The organism is Streptomyces sp. NBC_01497, assembly GCF_036250695.1.
In the GTDB taxonomy this organism is placed as follows: Bacteria; Actinomycetota; Actinomycetes; order Streptomycetales; family Streptomycetaceae; genus Streptomyces.
In genome coordinates this window covers 585620-603519 of record NZ_CP109427.1, presented here as the reverse complement: position 1 = coordinate 603519, position 17900 = coordinate 585620, and the positions used below count along the sequence as shown (strand labels likewise).

The following is a 17900-nucleotide window of genomic DNA, read 5'->3' as shown; positions in this document are numbered from 1 at the left end:
GCCATGGAGAGAACGGAGCGGCAGCCGTATGCCCGAATGCCGGGATTGCGTATGCCGGTTGCGGCCCGGGGGTGGGGAGGGTGCTGCCGGCGGCCTCGTGCCGGCCCGCGCGCTCAGGTGAGGGCGGCGACGAGCAGGGTGAAGGCGGCGATGAGGGCGGCGACGCGGACGTAGTGGAAGCGGTCCCATCGGGTCATCTGCTCCTTCCAGTCGGCGGGCCGGTTGTCCGGGGTCCACGTCTTGTTCCGGTTGTTGATCGGGACGAGCAGCAGGAGCGACATGACCACGGTCAGGGCCAGCAGCGCGCCGGCGGTGACGACCAGGCCGGTGCCGTGGTGCCATCCGGCGATGGCCCAGATGGCGACGAGGACGAGCGAGCCGATGTACCAGACCGGCATCACGGCGCCGAGCATCCGGCCCCCGTGGGCGTGGCCGAGTTGGCCGCTGTCCTCGGGGAGCGCGTTGAGGATCGGGTTGATGACGAAGGCGACGGAGAACTCCACCCCCACCATCACGCCGACGATCACGGTGGTGACGACCTCGAGTGCGTTGAACATGATGCCCCCGTTATCTAGCGTTGCTAGGTGATGAGGCAACGCTAGTACTACTCCCGCTTGATTGTCTAGCGATGCTAGAATCGAATCATGTCGGTACAGGAACGCAAGCAGCGCGAACGGGCGGATCGCGAACGCCTCATCGTGGCGACAGCCCGCGAACTCGCCGAGCAGCGTGGCTGGGACGCGGTCACCACCCGCCGGCTCGCCGAGCGCATCGAATACAGCCAGCCCGTCCTCTACAGTCACTTCCGCGGCAAGCGCGAGATCATCGGCGCTGTCGCCCTCCAGGGCGCAGCGGAGCTGGCCGCGGCGGTGCGGGCCTCGGCCTCCGGCACGGACGCCCCACGCGAACGGGTCACCGCTCTCGCGCGCGCCTACCTCGACTTCGCCGCCCGCAACCCGGCGGCCTACGACGCCTTGTTCCAGCTCGACGGCGGCCTGGCGTTCGCGCGGGAGGACACGCCGGAGCCTCTCAAGGACGCCTTCGCCGCGCTGCTGGAGAGCCTGGGCGAGGTCGCCGGGGACGGCGTCCACCCCGGGCTGTTCACCGAGGTGTTCTGGGCGGCCCTGCACGGACTGGCCACCCTGACGCGAGCGGGACGGCTGCTCCCGGAGGACGCCGCACAGAGGGTGGAGCTGCTCGTGGACCGGCTCGCCGTGGTCTGACACGCCGCCCCGGCGGGCGGGCAGCCGGGGGCCCTCGGGCCCCGCCGCCTGCCCGCGGCATCGCTCGTGTCGCTCGCGCCCACGCGGCGTAGCCGCAGATCGCCGGGCCCCTGCCCCGGGCGGGCACCCACCCCGGAAGCGGCATCGCCCAGGGAGCACGACCGATGTGTGCCCTGACGCCGCGTCATGCGACGGAGGCCTCGTCCTCCTCGTCGAGCCGGACGGTCGACGGACCACGCAGGTGGCACGGGTCCTCGCGTGCCGGGCGGGCGGCGAAGCTGTTGCGGGCCGGGCAGTTGAGGTCGGCGTGCTGCTTCAGCGGGGAGCCCCGGACCACGTCCTCGTCCAGGACGTCCTGCCGCCGCTCATCGGGCGGCGGGTCCGCGGGTGGTTCTTGGCGCCGACCTCTGTTCCCTTGGTGCCCGGGACCGAGCGCCGGGCCGATGGCGAGGGGGATCGGTGCGCGGAGTGGATGTCGACGCGCAGGGGATCTCGGGCGGCCGCAGCGAGCGAGCAGTGGCCCCGCCGCCGCTGTCGACGTGGCGTCTACAGCGTCCGGGTCCGAGCGCCGAGGGTGCCGGCGCCCGGGAGCGATCGCGACGACCGCTGCCGGAATCCACCGGACCACGCGGCCCGGCACCGTACCGCCGTTGATCGGGAACGGACTTCACTCCTGTGCGTTCCGAGGCGCGGAAGCCGCCTGGGCGGGGCCGCACGCGCCGGAGTGCCGCCTGGGCGCCGGGGTGTCGTGGTCGGCATCCCCTTCGGGATCGTCGCCTCCGCACGCCGCCGAATCCGCCTGCTCGCCCTCCTCCTCGTCCCCGTCCCGGTGTTGCGGCGCGGCCTGCAGACCCACTGTCGAGGAGCCCGACACGTACTGCTCCACTGCGCCCCCGCCTCCGTCGTGGTCGCTGCCCGCTGTGCCCTTGCTCAGGGGGCCCAGCACGTTCAGTGTCCTGTCCACCTCAAGCCATGAGTCGGCGCCGGAGTTGTCGATGCTGATCAGGGAGAGTCCGTACGTCGGCGTACCCGTCTCCTGCCCGTCGGCCCGTGCCGTGCCCGTGGCCAACTGCCCTCCGCACAGCACGGTCAGGGCGACCGCCAGGGTGGTGCGCGCTGTGGACGAGGTGATTGCCATGCCGCGACTCCAGTCGCTCGGGGGGTGATCTTTTCCGTTCGTCGTGTCCTTGCGGTCCAACTCGTCACCGGGCGGCGGCCGTCGGGCGCCACGAACACGGGTGGTGTCCGACAGCCGCCGCCCTGCCGGTCAGGAGGAGGCGAGTTGCGGCTCGGCCACGTGATGCCGGCTGATGTTCTTCTCCAGCAACTCCGTCGCGGTGCGCACGCCCACCGATCCCGGCACCGAGAACTCGGGAAGCCGGCCGTCGGCCTTCTTGAGTTCGCCGAGTGCCGTGTCGATGGCGGTGTGCGCGGCGAAGAGGCACGGTGTGCTGTAGATGGCCACCTGGCATTCCAGGTCGGTCAGTTCGGACAGGGAAAGCCGGGGGGACTTCCCGCCCGCGATCTGGTTGAACAGGAGCGGCTTGTCACCGATCACCTTGCGGATACGGCGAATCCACTCGACGCTGCGCACGCCGTCCACGAGGATCACGTCCGCGTCGGTCTCCGCGAGGGCCTGCGCCCTGCGCAGGATCTCGTCCTCCTCGGTGGCATCGGTGCGTGCCACCACCACCATGTCCTGCCTGCTCGCCAGTACGAGGTTCAGTTTCTCCAGGTACTCGTCGAGCGGCAGGACGAGCTTGCCGTCCGCGTGGCCGCACCGACGGGGGCGCTTCTGGTCCTCCAGGATGACTCCGGACGCCCCGATCCGCTCCAGTCTCTGCACCATGTGGCACGCGACCTCGGGGTCCACGTAGCCGTCGTCGATGTCGACGAGCAAGTGGTGCTCGGGGAAGGCCAGACGGAGCCGTTCCACGAACGCGGCCATGTCCGGCCAGGCGATGAAGCCGATGTCCGGGAGGCCGTAGTGGGACGCGGCGAACCCGAACCCGGACACGAAGAAACCGTCGTAGTGCTGGGCGGCGAGCGACGCCGAGTACATGTCGTAGATGCCGATGAGCGGAGTCGTTCCAGGCGAACGGACCTGGTCTCGCAGCGTACTTCCGTAACGCATGAGGGTTCTCCTTGCGTGGGCCTGTCACCTACGACCGCCGGGGCGGGGGACCGGGGCGTCCCGGCCCGTCGCAACCCGACGGTCGTGTGTGCTGGTGGGCGAGGGGCGCGCCGCACAACCGAATCCCTGACCGGACGGAGGGTTCGGCGCAGCGTGAAGGACGGTACGACGGCGTCGTGTGCGCGAGCTGCGCACGCCCGGGATTTCGGAATCCCTTGCGAGCACAGGCATATCTATACCGGCATGACCATTCCTTTACTTGAAGACACACGGGCGGATTCACCGTGTCGCCACTCTGAGTCACCGAGTGGGATGGGCTTAGCGAGGGCGGCCGGACCGTGCCGCGCAGCGGGCCATCGGCCTGCCCGAAGCCCCGTTTCCCGAGGTCGGAACGTTTCGGCACCGGGACGCAAATCCCCGCGAAGGACCGGCGGAAGGGGGTGGGCGCGATGCCGTGGCGGCATGCGGCCGGTAGGGCCGGACGATCGGTGACGTACGGCGTGCCCCCGGCGCGGCGTGGTGGCCGGCACCCACGCGGACCGGCCGGGTCCAGCCGGGCGCGGTCGGTGCCCCACCGTCGCGTGACTCTCGCGACGGGCGGCGCTGCGCGCTGCGGGCCCTGCCGACGCGCAACGCACCGCACCGGCGAAGCCGGAGGCGGACGCCGTGAACGAGACGCGTGCGTCGCTCGTACGCCGGCTCGCCGAGACGCCCGAGGTCGGGGTGGCCATCGCGTGCGTGGTCGTCTTCGTGGCTCTCACGGTGGACAAGTCGGCATTCGCCGGGGCAGTCAACCTCCGGGGCATGGGGTTCGACCTCGCGCAGTACGGGCTCATCGCCATCGGCGAGTCCCTGGTGATCCTGACCGGCGGCATCGACCTCTCGGTCGGGGCACTGCTGGGCACCAGCGTCATCCTGATGTCCTGGTTCAACGTCCGAGCGGGCCTGCCGCCGATCCTCGCCATCCTCGTCACCCTGGCGATCGCGGGGGGCGTCGGACTGATGCACGGGCTGGCCGTGACCCGGCTGCGGATGGCGCCGTTCGTCGTCACCCTGGTCACCTACACGGTGGCGCAGGGCGTCACCCTGGCGATCACCTCCGGCGCGTCCATCACCGGCATCGGCGGCCTGTTCGGCGACATCGGGCAGACGTACGTCGCCCAGATACCCCTGCCGCCCCTGCTGTTCGTGGCGGTCGCGGTGGCGGCCTGGTTCTTCCTGGAGCGTACCTACGCCGGCCGGCAGGTCTACGCGGTCGGCGGCAACCCCGAGGCGGCCCGGCTCGCCGGGATCCGGGGCAACCGCCGCATCGTGTCGATGTACGTGACCAGTTCACTGCTCTCGGCGTTCGCCGGGATCATGGTGCTCGGACGGATGAGTGTCGGTTCCGCCAGCGGAGTGGGGGTCGGCTGGGAGCTGTCGGCGATCGCGGCGGCCGTCATCGGCGGGGTCAGCCTCGTCGGCGGGCAGGGCCGCATCCTGGGCATCGTGGCGGGCACCGTCCTGCTCGAACTCATCAACAACGGCCTGACGACACTGCAGGCAAATACCAACTACACCAATATCGTGCTGGGTTGTGTCCTGGGCCTGGCCATCACCGCGGACCGCCTCCGCGCACGGAGCATCGCCAGGCGCGGCTGAATCGCGGTACGGCGTGACGGGGCGGTCACCACACGTTCGGGCCGCCCCGAGCGAGGTGCGGCGGTGCGGCCCGGGGGCGCCGCCCGGTGCCGCGCCCGGCTGCGCCGAGGAGGAGCCTGACACAGGAGACCGGACACCGTCGACTGGGCGGCAACCCGGGCCGACGACGTCAGCCGGCCCGGCAGTCCGCCCCGGACCCCTTGATCCTCCTCGCACGGTGGGGTGCCGGGCCCCGCCCACGGGGTCGGGCACCGCCGGCATCGGGGGGGTTCGCCGGGTGTCGTCGCTCGTGAGGGCTCGCGGCCCCATCGGGGGCGTGAAGGAAGGGGCGTCAGGCGGTGATCACGGGGACGCCCGCTGCGGCGATGCGGTCCCGTTCCTCCTTCGAGGCGTCGCGATCCGTGACGAGGTGCGCGACAGCGGACAGTGGGCAGATCTTCGCGAGGGTCACCTTTCCTATCTTCGAGCTGTCCGCCACGACGACGGTGCGACTGCTGCTGTTGGTGAAGGCCCGGTCGGTCGCGGCCTCCAACTGGTCGTGCGTGGTGCAGCCATGGGCCGCGCTGATCCCGTCCACACCGAGGAACGTCATGTCGGTGTGGTATTCGGCGAGCGCCTTCTCCGCCGTGGGGCCCACGAGTTCGAAACTCTCACTGCGTGCGGTGCCCCCGATGACGACGAGGGTGACGTCCCTGTGCAGGATGAGTTCCGCGGCGATGTTGACCGCGTTGGTGACGATCGTGACGGGGCCGCGCTCGGCCAGCAGGCGGGCGATCTCCGTCGCGGTGGAGCCGCCCGTCATGCCGACGACCGCGCCGGCCGGCACCAGGGCGGCGGCGGCGCGGGCGATCGCCATCTTCTCCGGCTTCCGCCGCTCGCTGCGGTACTTGAGCGGGGCTTCGAGGCCGATGTTCCCGACGGCCGCCCCGCCGTGGGTCCGCCGCAGGAGGTTCTGCGCGTCCAACTGCTGCAGATCGCGCCGAACGGTGGCCCCCGAGACGTCCAGCAGCCGGCACAACTCCTCGACGCCCGCGCTGCCCTTCGCGAAGACATGCTCAAGGATGCGCGCATGGCGCTCAGTTCTCAGCATGCCCGCAGCATAGCCATCCTCGCTCGTCGAGCGCGTTTCACCGGGTACAAGGGCACCGTATAGGCAAATACCCGCCGCAGCACTCGGCCTTCAACGAGCAGTTTTGATCAGATTCACTCTCTTGACATGACGAATACTGCTCGATTTACTGCTGCGGACGCCGCACCAGTAGTCGGTGTCAGAGGTACGCCTAGCCGGTGGACGGTGTGATGCCGCGAGCCCGGACAAAGTCGCCAGGGTGGTCGGCCATCACCCGAGGCGGGGACGTGCCCGCGCTCAGCCGGAGCTCGATGATGAACGTCCGCATATCAGAGGTGCCTGCCAACACCGCCCGTCCGTACGGGACATCGTTCCGGGCGCCGTGCCGTGAGGAGTCGGCCCCTCGGCGCCGCGCCGAGGGGCGCCCCGCTCGTCGCACTCCCTTCCGGCGGTCGGGAACCGCCGATGGCGCCGCGTACCGAGAACCCGCGCGCCGTCCCGTATCCGCCTGACCCGTGACTCCGCGCCGGCGGGACGGGCAAGGGTGCGATCGGGCCCGCGCGCTCATCGAAGCCACGCGGCCCGCACCGCGCTCACAGCGCGCTGAGGGCGTCCTCGTCCGCACCACCTGGTGAGGCGAGCGCCCACCGGCTCGCGCCGACAGTGCCTGCCGGGCCCCTCGTGCCCCGCTTGGGGTGCGCCGGGGGCGAGGCGGTGCCGGAGCCTGCGCGAGTCGACGCCGATGGCGGCACACCCGCCCATCGCCGTTGTCGCTCCCGCATCGGCGTCCGTGATCCGGCCCCGGGCCGTGCTCTCCGGGTGCGGGCCGCCCCCTTGCGCACATCAGCGTCTTCGCCCGTACCCCGCTCGTCGAAACCTGCTTGGAGGCCCCGTGGTTGCTGGCCGGCACGATTCCGCCCCTTTCCCGCGCCGGAGTGTGCTGCGCGCCGGCGCGGGCGTGGCCGTGGCCACGGCCCTGTCCGGATGCGCCGGGGGAGCCGACGACGGTGTGGGGCCTGACGGGCGCGTCACCATCAACATGTGGCACGGCCAGACCGACGTCGGTCTCAAGGCCATCAAGAACCTGGTGGGGCGGTTCACCCGCGACCACCCGCACATCTCCGTCGACCTCGGCGGGGGAGTGCTGGCCGACTCGATGCTCCAGAAGGTCACCGCCGCGCTGGCCTCCGGCTCCTACCCCGACATCGCGTACATCTTCGGGTCCGACCTCGCCGGCGTCGCGCGGAGTCCGAAGGTGGTCGACCTGAGTGAGACGGTGCGCTCGGGCCCCGACCCGTGGACCGACTACTGGGGGCCGGCGAGGGCGGCCGTCACGATCAACGGGCACGTCAGGGCCTCGCCCGCGGTCCTCGACGCGCTGGCCGTGGTGTGCAACAAGAAGCTGTTCCGTGAGGCGGGCCTGCCCCTGCCGGAGAAGGGCTGGACCTGGGAGGAGTTCGAGGACACCGCCCGCCGCCTCACCAACGCGGGGCGCGGCACCTTCGGCACGGGCTGGCCGGGTGTGGGGGACGAGGACACTGTGTGGCGGCTGTGGCCGATGGTATGGGACCTGGGCGGTGACATCATCGCCTCGGACGGCCGCAGTATCGGCTTCGCGGACGCCGGGGTACGCGCCCTCGGAACGGTGGAGGCGCTCGCTCGCGCCCGGAGCGTCTACATCGACCCCAAACCCGGCAGCGAGCAGATGTACCAGGTGTTCACCTCCGGGCGGATGGGCATGGTCGTGACCGGCCCCTGGCAGCTCCCCGACATCCGCGAGGCGAAGATCGACTACGCGGTGGTGCCGCTGCCGAGCTACAGCCGCCGGCCCATGACGATCTCCGGCCCCGACACCTGGACGGTCTTCGACAACGGAAGCGCCCGGGTGCGTGCCTCACGGACCTTCGTCTCCTGGCTGGCCCAGCCCGACCAGGACGTCGTCTGGGATGTCGAAGCGGGCAGCCTGCCGCTCAGCCGGCGCAGCGAGGACGAGCCCGCCTGGCGTGCGCACGCGGCACGGACCAGCGGGCTCGACGTGTTCACCGAGGCGCTCGGCTCGGCACGTGTCCGCTCCAACCACCCCGCCTACGCCCAGGTGTCGACGGCACTCGGCCAGGCCATCGTGTCCGTCCTGCTCGGCAGGAGCAGCCCGGTGCAGGCGATGCGCCGCTGCGCCGCCGAGGCCAGGGCCGCCCTCGTCATACCGCGTTGAGGAGCCAACCATGTCATCCCTGCCCGCTCCGTTCACGCTGTCGGACCACGAGCGACAACTGCGCGAAAGGCGCCGCGGACGCCGACGCGAGTCCGCGACCGCCTGGGGCTTCGTCCTCCCTTCCGTCCTCGTCATCCTCGGCCTCAGCGTGGTCCCCGTCATCTGGTCGCTGCTGCTGTCCTTCCAGGCCGACGACCTGGTGACACCGAGCCGCTGGGTCGGGTTCGACAACTACCGCGCGCTGACGGAGGATCCGCACTTCAGCCAGGCCGTCGGCAACACCCTGCTGTACACGGTGCTGTACGTCCCGCTGAGCATGGTTCTCGGCCTGGCGCTGGCACTGGTGCTGAACCGGCGCATCCGGCTGGTGGGGCTGTACCGCACGCTCATCTTCGTACCGTTCATCATCTCGGAGACGGCCCAGGGCGTGCTGTTCTCCTTCATCCTGGACCCCCAGTTCGGCGCGGCCAACTCCGTGCTGCACAAGCTCGGTCTGCACTCCCAGGGTTTCCTCTCGGACCCGGGGCAGGCGCTGCCCGTCTTGGTGGTGATCTCGCTGTGGAGCGGCACCGGGTTCTGCGTGATGATCTACCTGGCCGCGCTCCAGGACGTGCCGCAGCCTCTGATCGAGGCGGCCAAGCTGGACGGTGCCGGCCGGTGGCACCTGCTGCGCCACGTCGTGCTGCCGACACTCACACCGGTCAGTGTGTTCCTGGTGATGTGGCAGACGCTCAACGCCCTCCAGGTGTTCGACCTGGTCTATGTCACCACCAAGGGCGGACCGTTGGGCTCCACGACGCTCATCGTGTACTTCATCTGGCAACAGGCGTTCCAGAACTTCACGGCCGGATACGGGGCGTCGGCCGCCTACATCCTCGCCCTGGCCCTGCTGGTGTTCGGGGGAGCCATGCGGCTGGCCCGGCGTCGTACGTCCGCCGAGGGAGCAGCACGATGACCACCACGACCAGCACCACCGCGACCGGCGCGACGGCGCACCCCCGCACGTCCCCGCCCGCGGACGCGCCGCCCCCGCGCCGTCGCCTGCCCTTCAGCGCCTGGCACCTGCTGCTCGCGCCGCTGGCCCTGCTCTTCGCACTTCCCCTGGTCTGGCTGGTGCTCAGTTCCGTGATGAGCAACGCGGAGATCAACCGGTTCCCGCCGGCGCTGTGGCCCTCCGGGATCCACCTCGGGGGCTACCGCTACGTTCTCGGCAACGCGATGTTCCCCCGGTGGTTCCTGAACTCGCTGATCGTCTCGGCGTCCGCGGTCGTCTCCAACCTCGTCCTCGGCTCGCTGGGCGGCTATGCCTTCGCGCGGATGAGGTTCGGTGGCTCGCGCGCCCTGCTCTTCCTGATGCTCGCGACGATGGCGGTGCCCTTCCAGCTGACCATGATCCCGACCTTCCTGGTCATGAAGCGCCTCGGCCTGATCGACTCGCTGGGTGCGCTGATCGTCCCCTCACTGGTCACACCGTTCGCCGTGTTCCTGCTCCGGCAGTTCTTCCTGTCCCTGCCACGAGAGCTGGAGGAGGCGGCCTGGATCGACGGGTGTTCACGGCTACGGGTGCTGTTCCGCATCGTCGTGCCCCTGTCGAAACCCGCCCTCAGCACGGTCGCGGTCCTCACCTTCCTCACCACCTGGAACGACCTGACCTGGCCGCTGATCGCCATCAACCACGACACGCAGTACACACTGCAACTCGGGCTGACGACGTTCCAGGGGCAGCACCACACCCAGTGGGCCGCCGTCATGGCGGGCAATGTCATCACCGTACTGCCCGTCATGCTGGCCTTCCTCGGCGCGCAGAAGTCCTTCATCCAGTCCATCACCTCCAGTGGCCTCAAGGGCTGAGCGCGGCGCTCCCCGCCCCGCCCGGCCGGCCGGAGACACCGATCGCACGACCCGGGCGCCCGCAGCCCTCACCCACAACCGAGAGAACGAGTCATGACCGCCAAGAAGATCGTGTTCATCGGCGCAGGCAGCGTCGTCTTCACCCAGGGGCTCCTGGCCGACCTCTTCGCCTTCCCCGAGCTCAAGGACGTGCACATCGCCCTGCACGACATCGACGCCGAGCGACTGGCCACCGCGCTCGGTGCCGCGCGCTACATCGCCGGGGAACGGGAGGCGTCGCCGCGCATCACCGCGCACGCCGAGCGCCGGGAGGCCCTGGAGGGCGCCGACTTCGTCATCAACATCGTCCAGGTCGGCATGCGCGAGTCGACGCGGACCGACTTCGACGTCCCGGCTCGCCACGGTGTGCGCCAGACCATCGGAGACACCATCGGCATCGGCGGCATCTTCCGCGCGCTGCGCACCTTCCCGCTGCTGAAGGGCCTCGGGGACGACATCACCGCGGTGTGCCCGGACGCCTGGCTGCTCAACTACACCAATCCCATGGCGATGAACGTCCAGTACCTCGCCCGGGCCACCGGACTGACGAAGGTGGTGGGACTGTGCCACTCGGTGTACTGGACCATGCACGACCTGGCCGAGCTGGTGGGGGTGCCGTTCGAGGAGGTCGACTACCACGCGGCGGGGGTCAACCACCAGGCCTGGGTCCTGCGTTTCGAGCACCAGGGCACCGACCTGTACCCGAGGCTCGACGCGCTCGTCGCCGAGGACGCCGAACTGCGCCGCAGGGTACGCGTCGACATGTACCGGCGCCTCGGGTACTACCCGACCGAGACCAGCGAGCACTCCAGCGAGTACGTGCCGTGGTACCTGCACCACGACAGCGAGATCGAGCGGCTGCGCCTGCCCGTGGGGGACTACCTCGGCATCGTCGACGAGAACGTGGCCGCGTACGAGGAGACGCGCCGCGCGCTCGCCGCCGGGGAACCGCTCGCGGTCGAGTCCACCATGGAGTACGCCCCGCAGATCATCCACAGCATGACCACCGGCACACCGCGCACCGTGTACGGCAACGTGCCCAACCGGGGCCTGATCGACAACCTGCCCTCCGAGGGCACCGTCGAAGTGCCGTGCCTCGTCGACTCCCTGGGTGTCCAGCCCACCCGCGTCGGCGCCCTGCCGCCGCAGTGCGCGGCGCTCAACCGTACCTACCTGAGCATGAACGACCTTGTCGTACGGGCCGCCGTCGAGGACGACCCCCGGCACATCCGGCACGCCGCCATGGTCGACCCGGCCACGGCGGCGACGCTGACGGTCGAGGCGATCTGGGACCTGTGCGACGACATGGTGCGCGCACACGGCGAACTGCTCCAGCCCTCCCTGCGCGCCACACTCGGCCACTGAACCGCGTGGCCCCCACCCTCTGCGAAAGGCGGAGCACCGATGACTGAACTGCGCGTCGGCGTCGTAGGAATCGGCCAGCGGGCCACCCTGGCGACCGAGGCGAACAGGCCCGGTGTCGCGCGGGTCGTCTCCTGCGCCGACCCCTCCCCGCGCGGCCGGGCGGACGCCGTCCGCCTCTTCGGCACCGACATCGCCGTCCACAGGGATCACACCGGCATGGCCGCCGACGGCCTCGACGCGGTCTTCGTCCTCACCCCGGACGACCGGCACGTCGAGCCCGCCCTCTTCTTCCTGTCCGCGGGCGTACCGGTCTTCGTGGAGAAGCCCCTGGCCATCACCGTCGAGGACTGCGACCGGCTGCTGGGCGCCGCGTTCGCATCCGGCACGCGACTGTACGTCGGCCACAACCTGCGCCACCTGCCGGTGCTGCGGCGGATGCGGGAGATGATCGACGCGGGCCGGATCGGGCGTGTCCGTTCGGTGTGGTGCCGGCACTTCGTCGGGCACGGCGGCGACTACTACTTCAAGGACTGGCACGCCGAACGGGCCCGCACCACCGGCCTGTTGCTGCAGAAGGGCGCTCACGACCTCGACGTCATCCACTGGCTGGCGGGCGGCAGTTCGCGCCAGGTCGTCGCCCTGGGTGATCTGGCGGTGTACGGCGCGAACCCCCGGCGCCCGGCCGGGGACCGCGACGCCGAGGATCCGGCGCGGATGCCCGACTGGTTCGACCCGGACATCTGGCCGCCGGCGTCCTTGACCGGCCTGAACCCGGTCGTCGACGTGGAGGACATCAGCATGATGCTCAGCCGCCTCGACAACGGTGTGCTGGCCAGTTACCAGCAATGCCACTTCACCCCGGACTACTGGCGCAACTACACCGTCATCGGCGACGAGGGGCGCCTGGAGAACTTCGGCGACGGTCTGGAGGACGAGCGCCCGACCCTCAAGTTGTGGAACCAGCGCCGCTCCGGCTACCGGTCCGACGCAGATCACACCGAGACCGTCACCGGCGGGGACCGTCCGCACGGCGGGGCCGACGAGGAACTGGTGGGGGAGTTCCTGCGGTTCGCGGCGGGGGGCGGTGCGACCCGCACCTCTCCCGTCGCGGCCCGGGAGGCGGTGGCCGTGGGCGTCGCCGCCACCGCCTCGCTGCGCGCGGGGGGCGTCCGCACTCAGGTGCCACCCCTCGCGCCGGAGGTCGCCCGGTACTTCGCGTTCCACCAGGAGCGGATACCCGAAGAGAGCCAGGGCGGCGACCGCGTCGGCTGACGCGGCGCGGCTCGCGGCAGTCGGTGTACGGCTGGCGGATGCGGCCGGCGGACGCTGGCTCCCGCCCGATCCCGATCCCGATCCCGGACGCACGGACGGCGGTGCGGTCCCTATGCCCGGCGGCCGAACTGCCGCCGGCAGGACCGCCCGCCGGGTGGTGACGCGCGAACCCCGGCCGGAAATGCACGCGTCGGGGTCGGTCACGGCCCTGCCGCCCGCGGGCGCCCCGCTACGCCGTCGCGTTCGGCCTCATGCGGCTCGGTCTCCTGAGCCCCGACAGCGCTCTGATCGGGCAGGCGGAGGGAGACAACGCCTTCACGGCCGCCGATCTCGGCAGCGACACCGCGTCCGGTTACTGCGCGGGGGACGCGCACCGTATTCCCGCCGAGGACACCGCGCGGAACTTCTCCTTCAGCGCAGCCGCCAGCCTCCGGGTCCAGCAGAGCATCAAGGACTCGCCCTCCATAGCCCCGCTGTTGAGGCGTTCCCGTACACCCGCGATGCTGATGATCGCCGCGTGCTCCTCCCAGGTCCGGCAGTGGGAGACCGCCGTACTCGCCGACGACCCCGCAATCCGGCGCACCCAGTACATGCCCGGAGTCGGACACCATATGTGGAACGGCCTCGACGACAACGACCGACGGGCCGCCGCCACCATCATGGCCTTCCTCCAGGACCAGCCGGCGCCCCTGCCGAACTACCCGACCCGCCGTGACATCCCCGCGTTCCTGCGCGCGCACAAGTGAGGCGTGCCCACGGTGTGAGAGGTACCCACAGCCGGCACGGGGCCCCACGCGACGCACCCGTTCCGTACAACCTTCGGGGTCCGGTGATCGTCAGTCAGTTCACGCGGGGGCGAAAAGGGTGGGGCCCCGCGACGGCGAGGGGATCCATGTGTCGTACGAACAGCCGAGTGTCACCGTACCGTCGCTGGTGGTGCGGGGCGGTGGGGCGACAGCGAAGTTCACACCGCAGGGGCTGCGCTGGCAGCAGGGGCGCAAGGTCACCCGTATCCCCTACTCCGCGATCGGCGCGGTGTCGCGGGAGAACAGCCGGGGCCGGCGACCCCTGGTGCGGGTGGTCGTGCGGTCGCCCGGACCGGGCGCTCCGGCAGCCTACGAACTGCGGTGCTCGGTCCGGCAGAGTGAGGTGTTCAGCCGGTCGCTGCGCGAGCTGGTGGAACGGCACCAGCCACCGCAGGGGGCCCGGCCCCCGTCGGTGACGCGACTGGCGGAGGAAGAGGAAGAACTCGCGCGGCACGCGCCGCGCACCCCCCTGCAGTGGGTCCGTCGGGGCATGGCGGTGCTCTTCGTGATCGATTCGCTGATCCTGCTGACGCAGGGCCGGACCGTCGCGGCGATCGCCACCTGGGCCGGTCTGCCCTTCTGGTTGCTCGTGCCCCTGGCGGGCATCGGCGCGAGCGGGTGCTTCGAGATCCTGCGGGACCAGTTCGTCGGCGGTGTGAAGGTGGAGGCCGCTCTGGTGGCCCGTAGGACCCGGGAGACGAAGAACGGTCTCTGGCCGCTCTACGTCTACGAGTTCACTGACCTGGACGGCTTCAGGCGCCAGTGCGAGGTGTCGCCGTCGTTCCGCTTCGCGCGGGCCCATACCGTCCGGACGCTGTGGTACCGGCCGGGCCACTCCGACGAGAAGCCCGTGAGCCACGGCGACATGGTGGGCTTCGCCGTCCTCGGGGTCCTCGCCGCCGCACTCACCCTCGGCCTGGCGGCGGTCGGTCTTCTCGCGGTTCCCGGGGTGCTGCTGGCTGGTTGACCCGGGTCCCGGGCGGTGCGGTGCACGTACGGGTCTTCCGGGGGCCGGTGACGTCCAGCCGTTCTCGTCGCACCAGATGGGCCGTTCCGCGCCGTCCGGTGAGGGGCCGCCACCCCTTCGGGCGCGTGGACGGCCTGTCGGCTCCGCGACGCCGGGACACGCCGCCGCGGCCGGCACCGCCTCGTCGACGGCGTCGCGCCGACGCCCGCCCGATCCGTTCTGACGGAGCGTGCGCCCGAGCATGCCATGGGCAATTGCCAAAGAGGACATGTGGTCCTCACCCGCCGTTCACGGGGAAAGGTGAGAGTCCGAACGATCCATGTGAATCCACCACTCACCTTGCTGAGGACCCATGTGCCTTGACGGACACTGCGAACACCATGCGAACCCCCTGGAGCCCGAGGCCAAAGGCGCGGACGAACCGGGTTCCGCGTGGGGGCGTCGCCGTCTCCTGACCGCGGGGGTCGCCGGCGCCGCCGCCCTCACGCTCACCCCGGTCTCCTTCGCCCAGGCCGCTGACGGCCCGTCCAAGGGCGCACCTCCGAAGAGCGGAGAGGTGACCCGCGTCATCACGGGACTGCTGCCCACCGGGGTCGCCGACTTCGTCTACCTCCCGGTCGAGGTGCCCCGCGGCGTGCAGAAGATCGCCGTCTCGTACTCGTACGACAAGCCGGGCGTCCCCACGGGCACCCCGGGCAACTCGTGCGACATCGGCGTCTTCGACGAACGCGGGACCGCTCTCGGCGGCAAGGGCTTCCGCGGCTGGTCCGGCGGTTTCCGCACCTCGTTCGAGATCAGCAACAGCGAGGCCACACCGGGCTATCTGCCGGGGCCGGTCAGCGCCGGGACCTGGCACATCGTGCTCGGCCCCTACCAGGTGGCGCCGCAGGGCCTGAACTACCAGGTCCAGGTCACCCTCACCTACGGCGAGACGGGTCCCGCCGCCGCCAAGCACTATCCGCCGCAGCGGGCCAAGGGGCGCGGCCGCGACTGGTACCGCGGCGACTGCCACCTGCACACGGTGCACTCCGACGGCAAGCACCTGCCCGTCGACGTGGCGACCGGGGCGCGCGCCGCCGGACTCGACTTCATGGTCTCCACCGATCACAACACCTCGTCCTCGCACGCGGTGTGGGGTGACTACGCCGGTTCCGACCTGCTGATCATCACGGGTGAGGAGGTCACCACCCGCAACGGGCACTGGCTGGCCCTCGGCCTGCCTCCCGGCGAGTGGATCGACTGGCGCTACCGTTCCCGCGACGACGCCTTCTCGCGCTTCTCGCGCCAGGTCCGCAAGGGCGGCGGCCTCGCGGTACCCGCGCACATGTACTGCGCCTACGTGGCCAGCCAGTGGAAGTTCGGCTTCGACGACGCCGACGCGACCGAGGTGTGGACGGGCCCGTGGACGTACGACGACGAACACGCCATCAGCACCTGGGACCTGAAGCTGGGTGAGGCGGTCCGCAGCGGCGGCCGCTGGCTGCCCGCGATGGGCAACAGCGACGCCCACAGCGATCCGCAGGTCATCGGGCTGCCGCACAACGTCGTCCAGGCCGACGACCTGAGCACCGACGCGATCATGGACGGGATCCGCGCGGGCCGGAACTGGATCGCCGAGTCCGCGGCCGTGAAGCTGACCTTCACCGCCAGCGGGCACGGCAAGCAGGCGGGCATCGGCGAGAAACTGAGCGTGCCCGCCGACGCGCCGGTGGACATCCGCCTGGACGTCCAGGGAGTGCCCCACGGTACGGTCCGGTTCATCACCGACGAGGGCCAGATGCACCAGGAGTCGGTGAGCGCGGAGGGTGACGGCACCGTTGTGTGGCGTACGACCGCCTCGCTCGCCGCGTATGTCCGCGCCGAGGTACGCCACCCGATGGCCGACGGATCGCCGGGCCAGGGCAACACCATGGGTGACGCACTGCTGTTCGGCCCGATGGCCGCTCTCACCAACCCGGTCTTCCTCGAAACGACCGGCCGGTAACACCCGCGCTCCACGGGATGCCCGCCTCTCGCGGGACGGCGCCTCGCCGCACCGGCGACGCGACCGTTCCGTGAGGGCGGGCCCGCGATGTCCTGAGCGGGCCGCGTCCCGGTGCGCGCCCGGGACCAGGCACGGCATTCAGCGGGCGGCCACGGCCGGCTCCGTCGCTCCCGGGTGGTGCCGGTTCCCCCAGGAACGCCGGATCATCCGAGACGGGCGGCGATGGAGCGCGCACAGTCCAGGGACTCCGTGTGCGTGGTGTCCACCTCCAGGTCGTAGGCCACGCCCCGGTGGACGGTCTCCGCCTGTGAGGCGGCCATTCCCCGTGCCCGGTCCCCGCGGGCGATCTCGCGGTTCGCGGCCACCGCGCTCTCGCACCGCACGCCGACCCACAGCACGTCCAGCCCGGCCAGGGCCTTCTGCCACCGCTCCTGGGACGTCGATCCGCCGAGGAAGACGTCATCGACGATGACGCGGGCGCCCGCGCGGGCCGTCGCGGCGACCCCCTCCCGCCAGGCCGCTTCGAGCTCGCGGAACGCCGATCCGACGTTCACACCGCCGTCCGCGGTGAACGCGATTCCCGTGTCCGACTCCCGCAGGGAAGCGGGCATCGCCTCGACCAGTGAGTCGATCGCGGCGGCGAGCCACGGATGCGGCAGCACGGCCTGCAGGCATCGGACGATCCCTGATTTCCCCGCGCTCGATCCGCCGTTCAACACGATCACCTGAGTCGTCACCAGGTCACGGTAGTGGCAGGGGCCATCGTGACGTGGCGATTTTCGCCTCGTCCCCGCTCCGCCGCCCCACCGGGCGGACTCCCCGGCCGGGGTGCCGGGGTGCTAACGAGGTGCCGCGAGGACCTCGCGCAGCACGTCTTCCAGCGTGACCTCGCGGAGCTCGCGCCGCAGGGTCTCCTCGATGCCGTCGTAGATGCCGCGCATCGCGGGCTGGATGCCGTAACCCACCACGCATCCGGGGTCAGGGGTGGCGCGGTGCATCGCGAACAGGGGGTCGGGGTCGACGGCCTCGTACACGTCGAGCAGGGTGATCGACTTCAGCTCGCGCGAGAGGGACCAGCCGGCGCCGACGCCGCGCCGGGACTCGACGAGTCCGGCGGCGCGCAGCTCGCCGAGCAGGCGCCGGATCACCACGGGGTTGGTGTTGGCGCTGGAGCCGATCTGTTCCGACGTGGCCACCTCATGGCCCTGGCGCTGGTAGAGGCCGATCCAGGCCAGCGCGTGGGCGGCGATGGTCAGCCTGCTGTTGGCGCTCATGAAGCCTCTCCTGTTGACCGTAACGCTCCATGTTACGACCTCCCTGTCGTAACAATAATAGTT

17 protein-coding genes are annotated in these 17900 nt (G+C 70.8%); 10 read left to right on the top strand and 7 right to left on the bottom strand.

All coding sequences use genetic code 11. The features are described from left to right. Positions 1-113: 113 nt before the first annotated feature. The gene (locus OG310_RS02640) at positions 114-557 is read right to left on the bottom strand and encodes a DUF1772 domain-containing protein (protein WP_329454238.1); all 444 of its coding nucleotides are present in this window, start codon (positions 555-557) and stop codon (positions 114-116) included. Positions 558-644: 87 nt separating this feature from the next. Between OG310_RS02640 and OG310_RS02635 the strand changes: the two genes are divergently transcribed. Further along, complete coding sequence (locus OG310_RS02635) at positions 645-1223, top strand: TetR/AcrR family transcriptional regulator (RefSeq protein ID WP_329454237.1); 579 nt, start codon at positions 645-647, stop codon at positions 1221-1223. A 184-nt stretch (positions 1224-1407) separates the two neighbouring features. Here the strand turns inward: OG310_RS02635 and OG310_RS02630 are convergent, their stop codons facing one another. The 3 genes from OG310_RS02630 to OG310_RS02620 form a co-directional block, all read right to left on the bottom strand. Then, positions 1408-1560 (bottom strand): hypothetical protein, encoded by a 153-nt coding sequence (locus OG310_RS02630; RefSeq protein WP_329454236.1) that lies wholly within the window; start codon positions 1558-1560, stop codon positions 1408-1410. A 330-nt stretch (positions 1561-1890) separates the two neighbouring features. Then, positions 1891-2361, bottom strand: a complete 471-nt coding sequence (locus OG310_RS02625; protein WP_329454235.1) for a hypothetical protein — start codon at positions 2359-2361, stop codon at positions 1891-1893. 129 nt (positions 2362-2490) lie between these two features. Continuing rightward, positions 2491-3357 carry an isocitrate lyase/PEP mutase family protein gene (locus tag OG310_RS02620; RefSeq protein ID WP_329454234.1) on the bottom strand — a complete coding sequence of 289 codons (867 nt, stop codon included), beginning with the start codon at positions 3355-3357 and terminating at the stop codon, positions 2491-2493. Between the two features lie 666 nt (positions 3358-4023). On the opposite strand from OG310_RS02620, the gene OG310_RS02615 reads away from it, so the two are divergent. Next, the gene (locus OG310_RS02615; RefSeq protein WP_329454233.1) at positions 4024-4998 is read left to right on the top strand and encodes an ABC transporter permease; all 975 of its coding nucleotides are present in this window, start codon (positions 4024-4026) and stop codon (positions 4996-4998) included. Between the two features lie 331 nt (positions 4999-5329). On the opposite strand, the gene OG310_RS02610 is transcribed toward OG310_RS02615, so the two are convergent. Beyond that, the gene (locus OG310_RS02610; protein ID WP_329454232.1) at positions 5330-6088 is read right to left on the bottom strand and encodes a DeoR/GlpR family DNA-binding transcription regulator; all 759 of its coding nucleotides are present in this window, start codon (positions 6086-6088) and stop codon (positions 5330-5332) included. 871 nt (positions 6089-6959) lie between these two features. On the opposite strand from OG310_RS02610, the gene OG310_RS02605 reads away from it, so the two are divergent. The 8 genes from OG310_RS02605 to OG310_RS02570 all read left to right on the top strand — a co-directional run bounded on the left by OG310_RS02605 (position 6960) and on the right by OG310_RS02570 (position 16563). Continuing rightward, positions 6960-8279, top strand: a complete 1320-nt coding sequence (locus tag OG310_RS02605; protein WP_329454231.1) for an ABC transporter substrate-binding protein — start codon at positions 6960-6962, stop codon at positions 8277-8279. A gap of 10 nt (positions 8280-8289) precedes the next feature. Next, positions 8290-9234 carry a carbohydrate ABC transporter permease gene (locus OG310_RS02600; protein WP_329454230.1) on the top strand — a complete coding sequence of 315 codons (945 nt, stop codon included), beginning with the start codon at positions 8290-8292 and terminating at the stop codon, positions 9232-9234. Continuing rightward, positions 9231-10130 carry a carbohydrate ABC transporter permease gene (locus tag OG310_RS02595; RefSeq protein WP_329454229.1) on the top strand — a complete coding sequence of 300 codons (900 nt, stop codon included), beginning with the start codon at positions 9231-9233 and terminating at the stop codon, positions 10128-10130. The genes OG310_RS02600 and OG310_RS02595 overlap by 4 nt, the downstream gene beginning before the upstream one ends. Positions 10131-10223: 93 nt before the next feature. Beyond that, the gene (locus OG310_RS02590; RefSeq protein WP_329454228.1) at positions 10224-11534 is read left to right on the top strand and encodes an alpha-glucosidase/alpha-galactosidase; all 1311 of its coding nucleotides are present in this window, start codon (positions 10224-10226) and stop codon (positions 11532-11534) included. A gap of 39 nt (positions 11535-11573) precedes the next feature. After that, positions 11574-12806: a Gfo/Idh/MocA family protein gene (locus tag OG310_RS02585; protein WP_329454227.1), complete on the top strand. Its 1233-nt coding sequence runs from the start codon at positions 11574-11576 to the stop codon at positions 12804-12806. A 251-nt stretch (positions 12807-13057) separates the two neighbouring features. Further along, positions 13058-13552 (top strand): hypothetical protein, encoded by a 495-nt coding sequence (locus tag OG310_RS02580; protein WP_329454226.1) that lies wholly within the window; start codon positions 13058-13060, stop codon positions 13550-13552. 148 nt (positions 13553-13700) lie between these two features. After that, complete coding sequence (locus OG310_RS02575) at positions 13701-14579, top strand: hypothetical protein (RefSeq protein WP_329454225.1); 879 nt, start codon at positions 13701-13703, stop codon at positions 14577-14579. Positions 14580-14931: 352 nt separating this feature from the next. Beyond that, positions 14932-16563, top strand: coding sequence for a CehA/McbA family metallohydrolase (locus OG310_RS02570; protein ID WP_329454224.1), 1632 nt, complete (start codon positions 14932-14934; stop codon positions 16561-16563). A gap of 203 nt (positions 16564-16766) precedes the next feature. Here OG310_RS02570 and cpt read toward each other — a convergent pair whose 3' ends face one another. Both cpt and OG310_RS02560 read right to left on the bottom strand, forming a co-directional pair. Beyond that, positions 16767-17300 carry a chloramphenicol phosphotransferase CPT gene (gene cpt / locus OG310_RS02565; RefSeq protein ID WP_329454223.1) on the bottom strand — a complete coding sequence of 178 codons (534 nt, stop codon included), beginning with the start codon at positions 17298-17300 and terminating at the stop codon, positions 16767-16769. A 102-nt stretch (positions 17301-17402) separates the two neighbouring features. Then, positions 17403-17837 carry an Rrf2 family transcriptional regulator gene (locus OG310_RS02560; RefSeq protein ID WP_329454222.1) on the bottom strand — a complete coding sequence of 145 codons (435 nt, stop codon included), beginning with the start codon at positions 17835-17837 and terminating at the stop codon, positions 17403-17405. Positions 17838-17900 lie beyond the last annotated feature (63 nt).

Bases quoted from the DNA above. Each gene is read 5' to 3' on its own strand.
- OG310_RS02625 (WP_329454235.1), bottom strand. From the start codon at position 2,361: ATGGCAATCACCTCGTCCACAGCGCGCACCACCCTGGCGGTCGCCCTG.
- OG310_RS02580 (WP_329454226.1), top strand. From the start codon at position 13,058: ATGCGGCTCGGTCTCCTGAGCCCCGACAGCGCTCTGATCGGGCAGGCG.
- OG310_RS02640 (WP_329454238.1), bottom strand. From the start codon at position 557: ATGTTCAACGCACTCGAGGTCGTCACCACCGTGATCGTCGGCGTGATG.
- OG310_RS02600 (WP_329454230.1), top strand. From the start codon at position 8,290: ATGTCATCCCTGCCCGCTCCGTTCACGCTGTCGGACCACGAGCGACAA.
- OG310_RS02595 (WP_329454229.1), top strand. From the start codon at position 9,231: ATGACCACCACGACCAGCACCACCGCGACCGGCGCGACGGCGCACCCC.
- OG310_RS02570 (WP_329454224.1), top strand. From the start codon at position 14,932: ATGTGCCTTGACGGACACTGCGAACACCATGCGAACCCCCTGGAGCCC.
- OG310_RS02620 (WP_329454234.1), bottom strand. From the start codon at position 3,357: ATGCGTTACGGAAGTACGCTGCGAGACCAGGTCCGTTCGCCTGGAACG.
- OG310_RS02635 (WP_329454237.1), top strand. From the start codon at position 645: ATGTCGGTACAGGAACGCAAGCAGCGCGAACGGGCGGATCGCGAACGC.
- OG310_RS02590 (WP_329454228.1), top strand. From the start codon at position 10,224: ATGACCGCCAAGAAGATCGTGTTCATCGGCGCAGGCAGCGTCGTCTTC.
- OG310_RS02610 (WP_329454232.1), bottom strand. From the start codon at position 6,088: ATGCTGAGAACTGAGCGCCATGCGCGCATCCTTGAGCATGTCTTCGCG.
- OG310_RS02560 (WP_329454222.1), bottom strand. From the start codon at position 17,837: ATGAGCGCCAACAGCAGGCTGACCATCGCCGCCCACGCGCTGGCCTGG.
- OG310_RS02585 (WP_329454227.1), top strand. From the start codon at position 11,574: ATGACTGAACTGCGCGTCGGCGTCGTAGGAATCGGCCAGCGGGCCACC.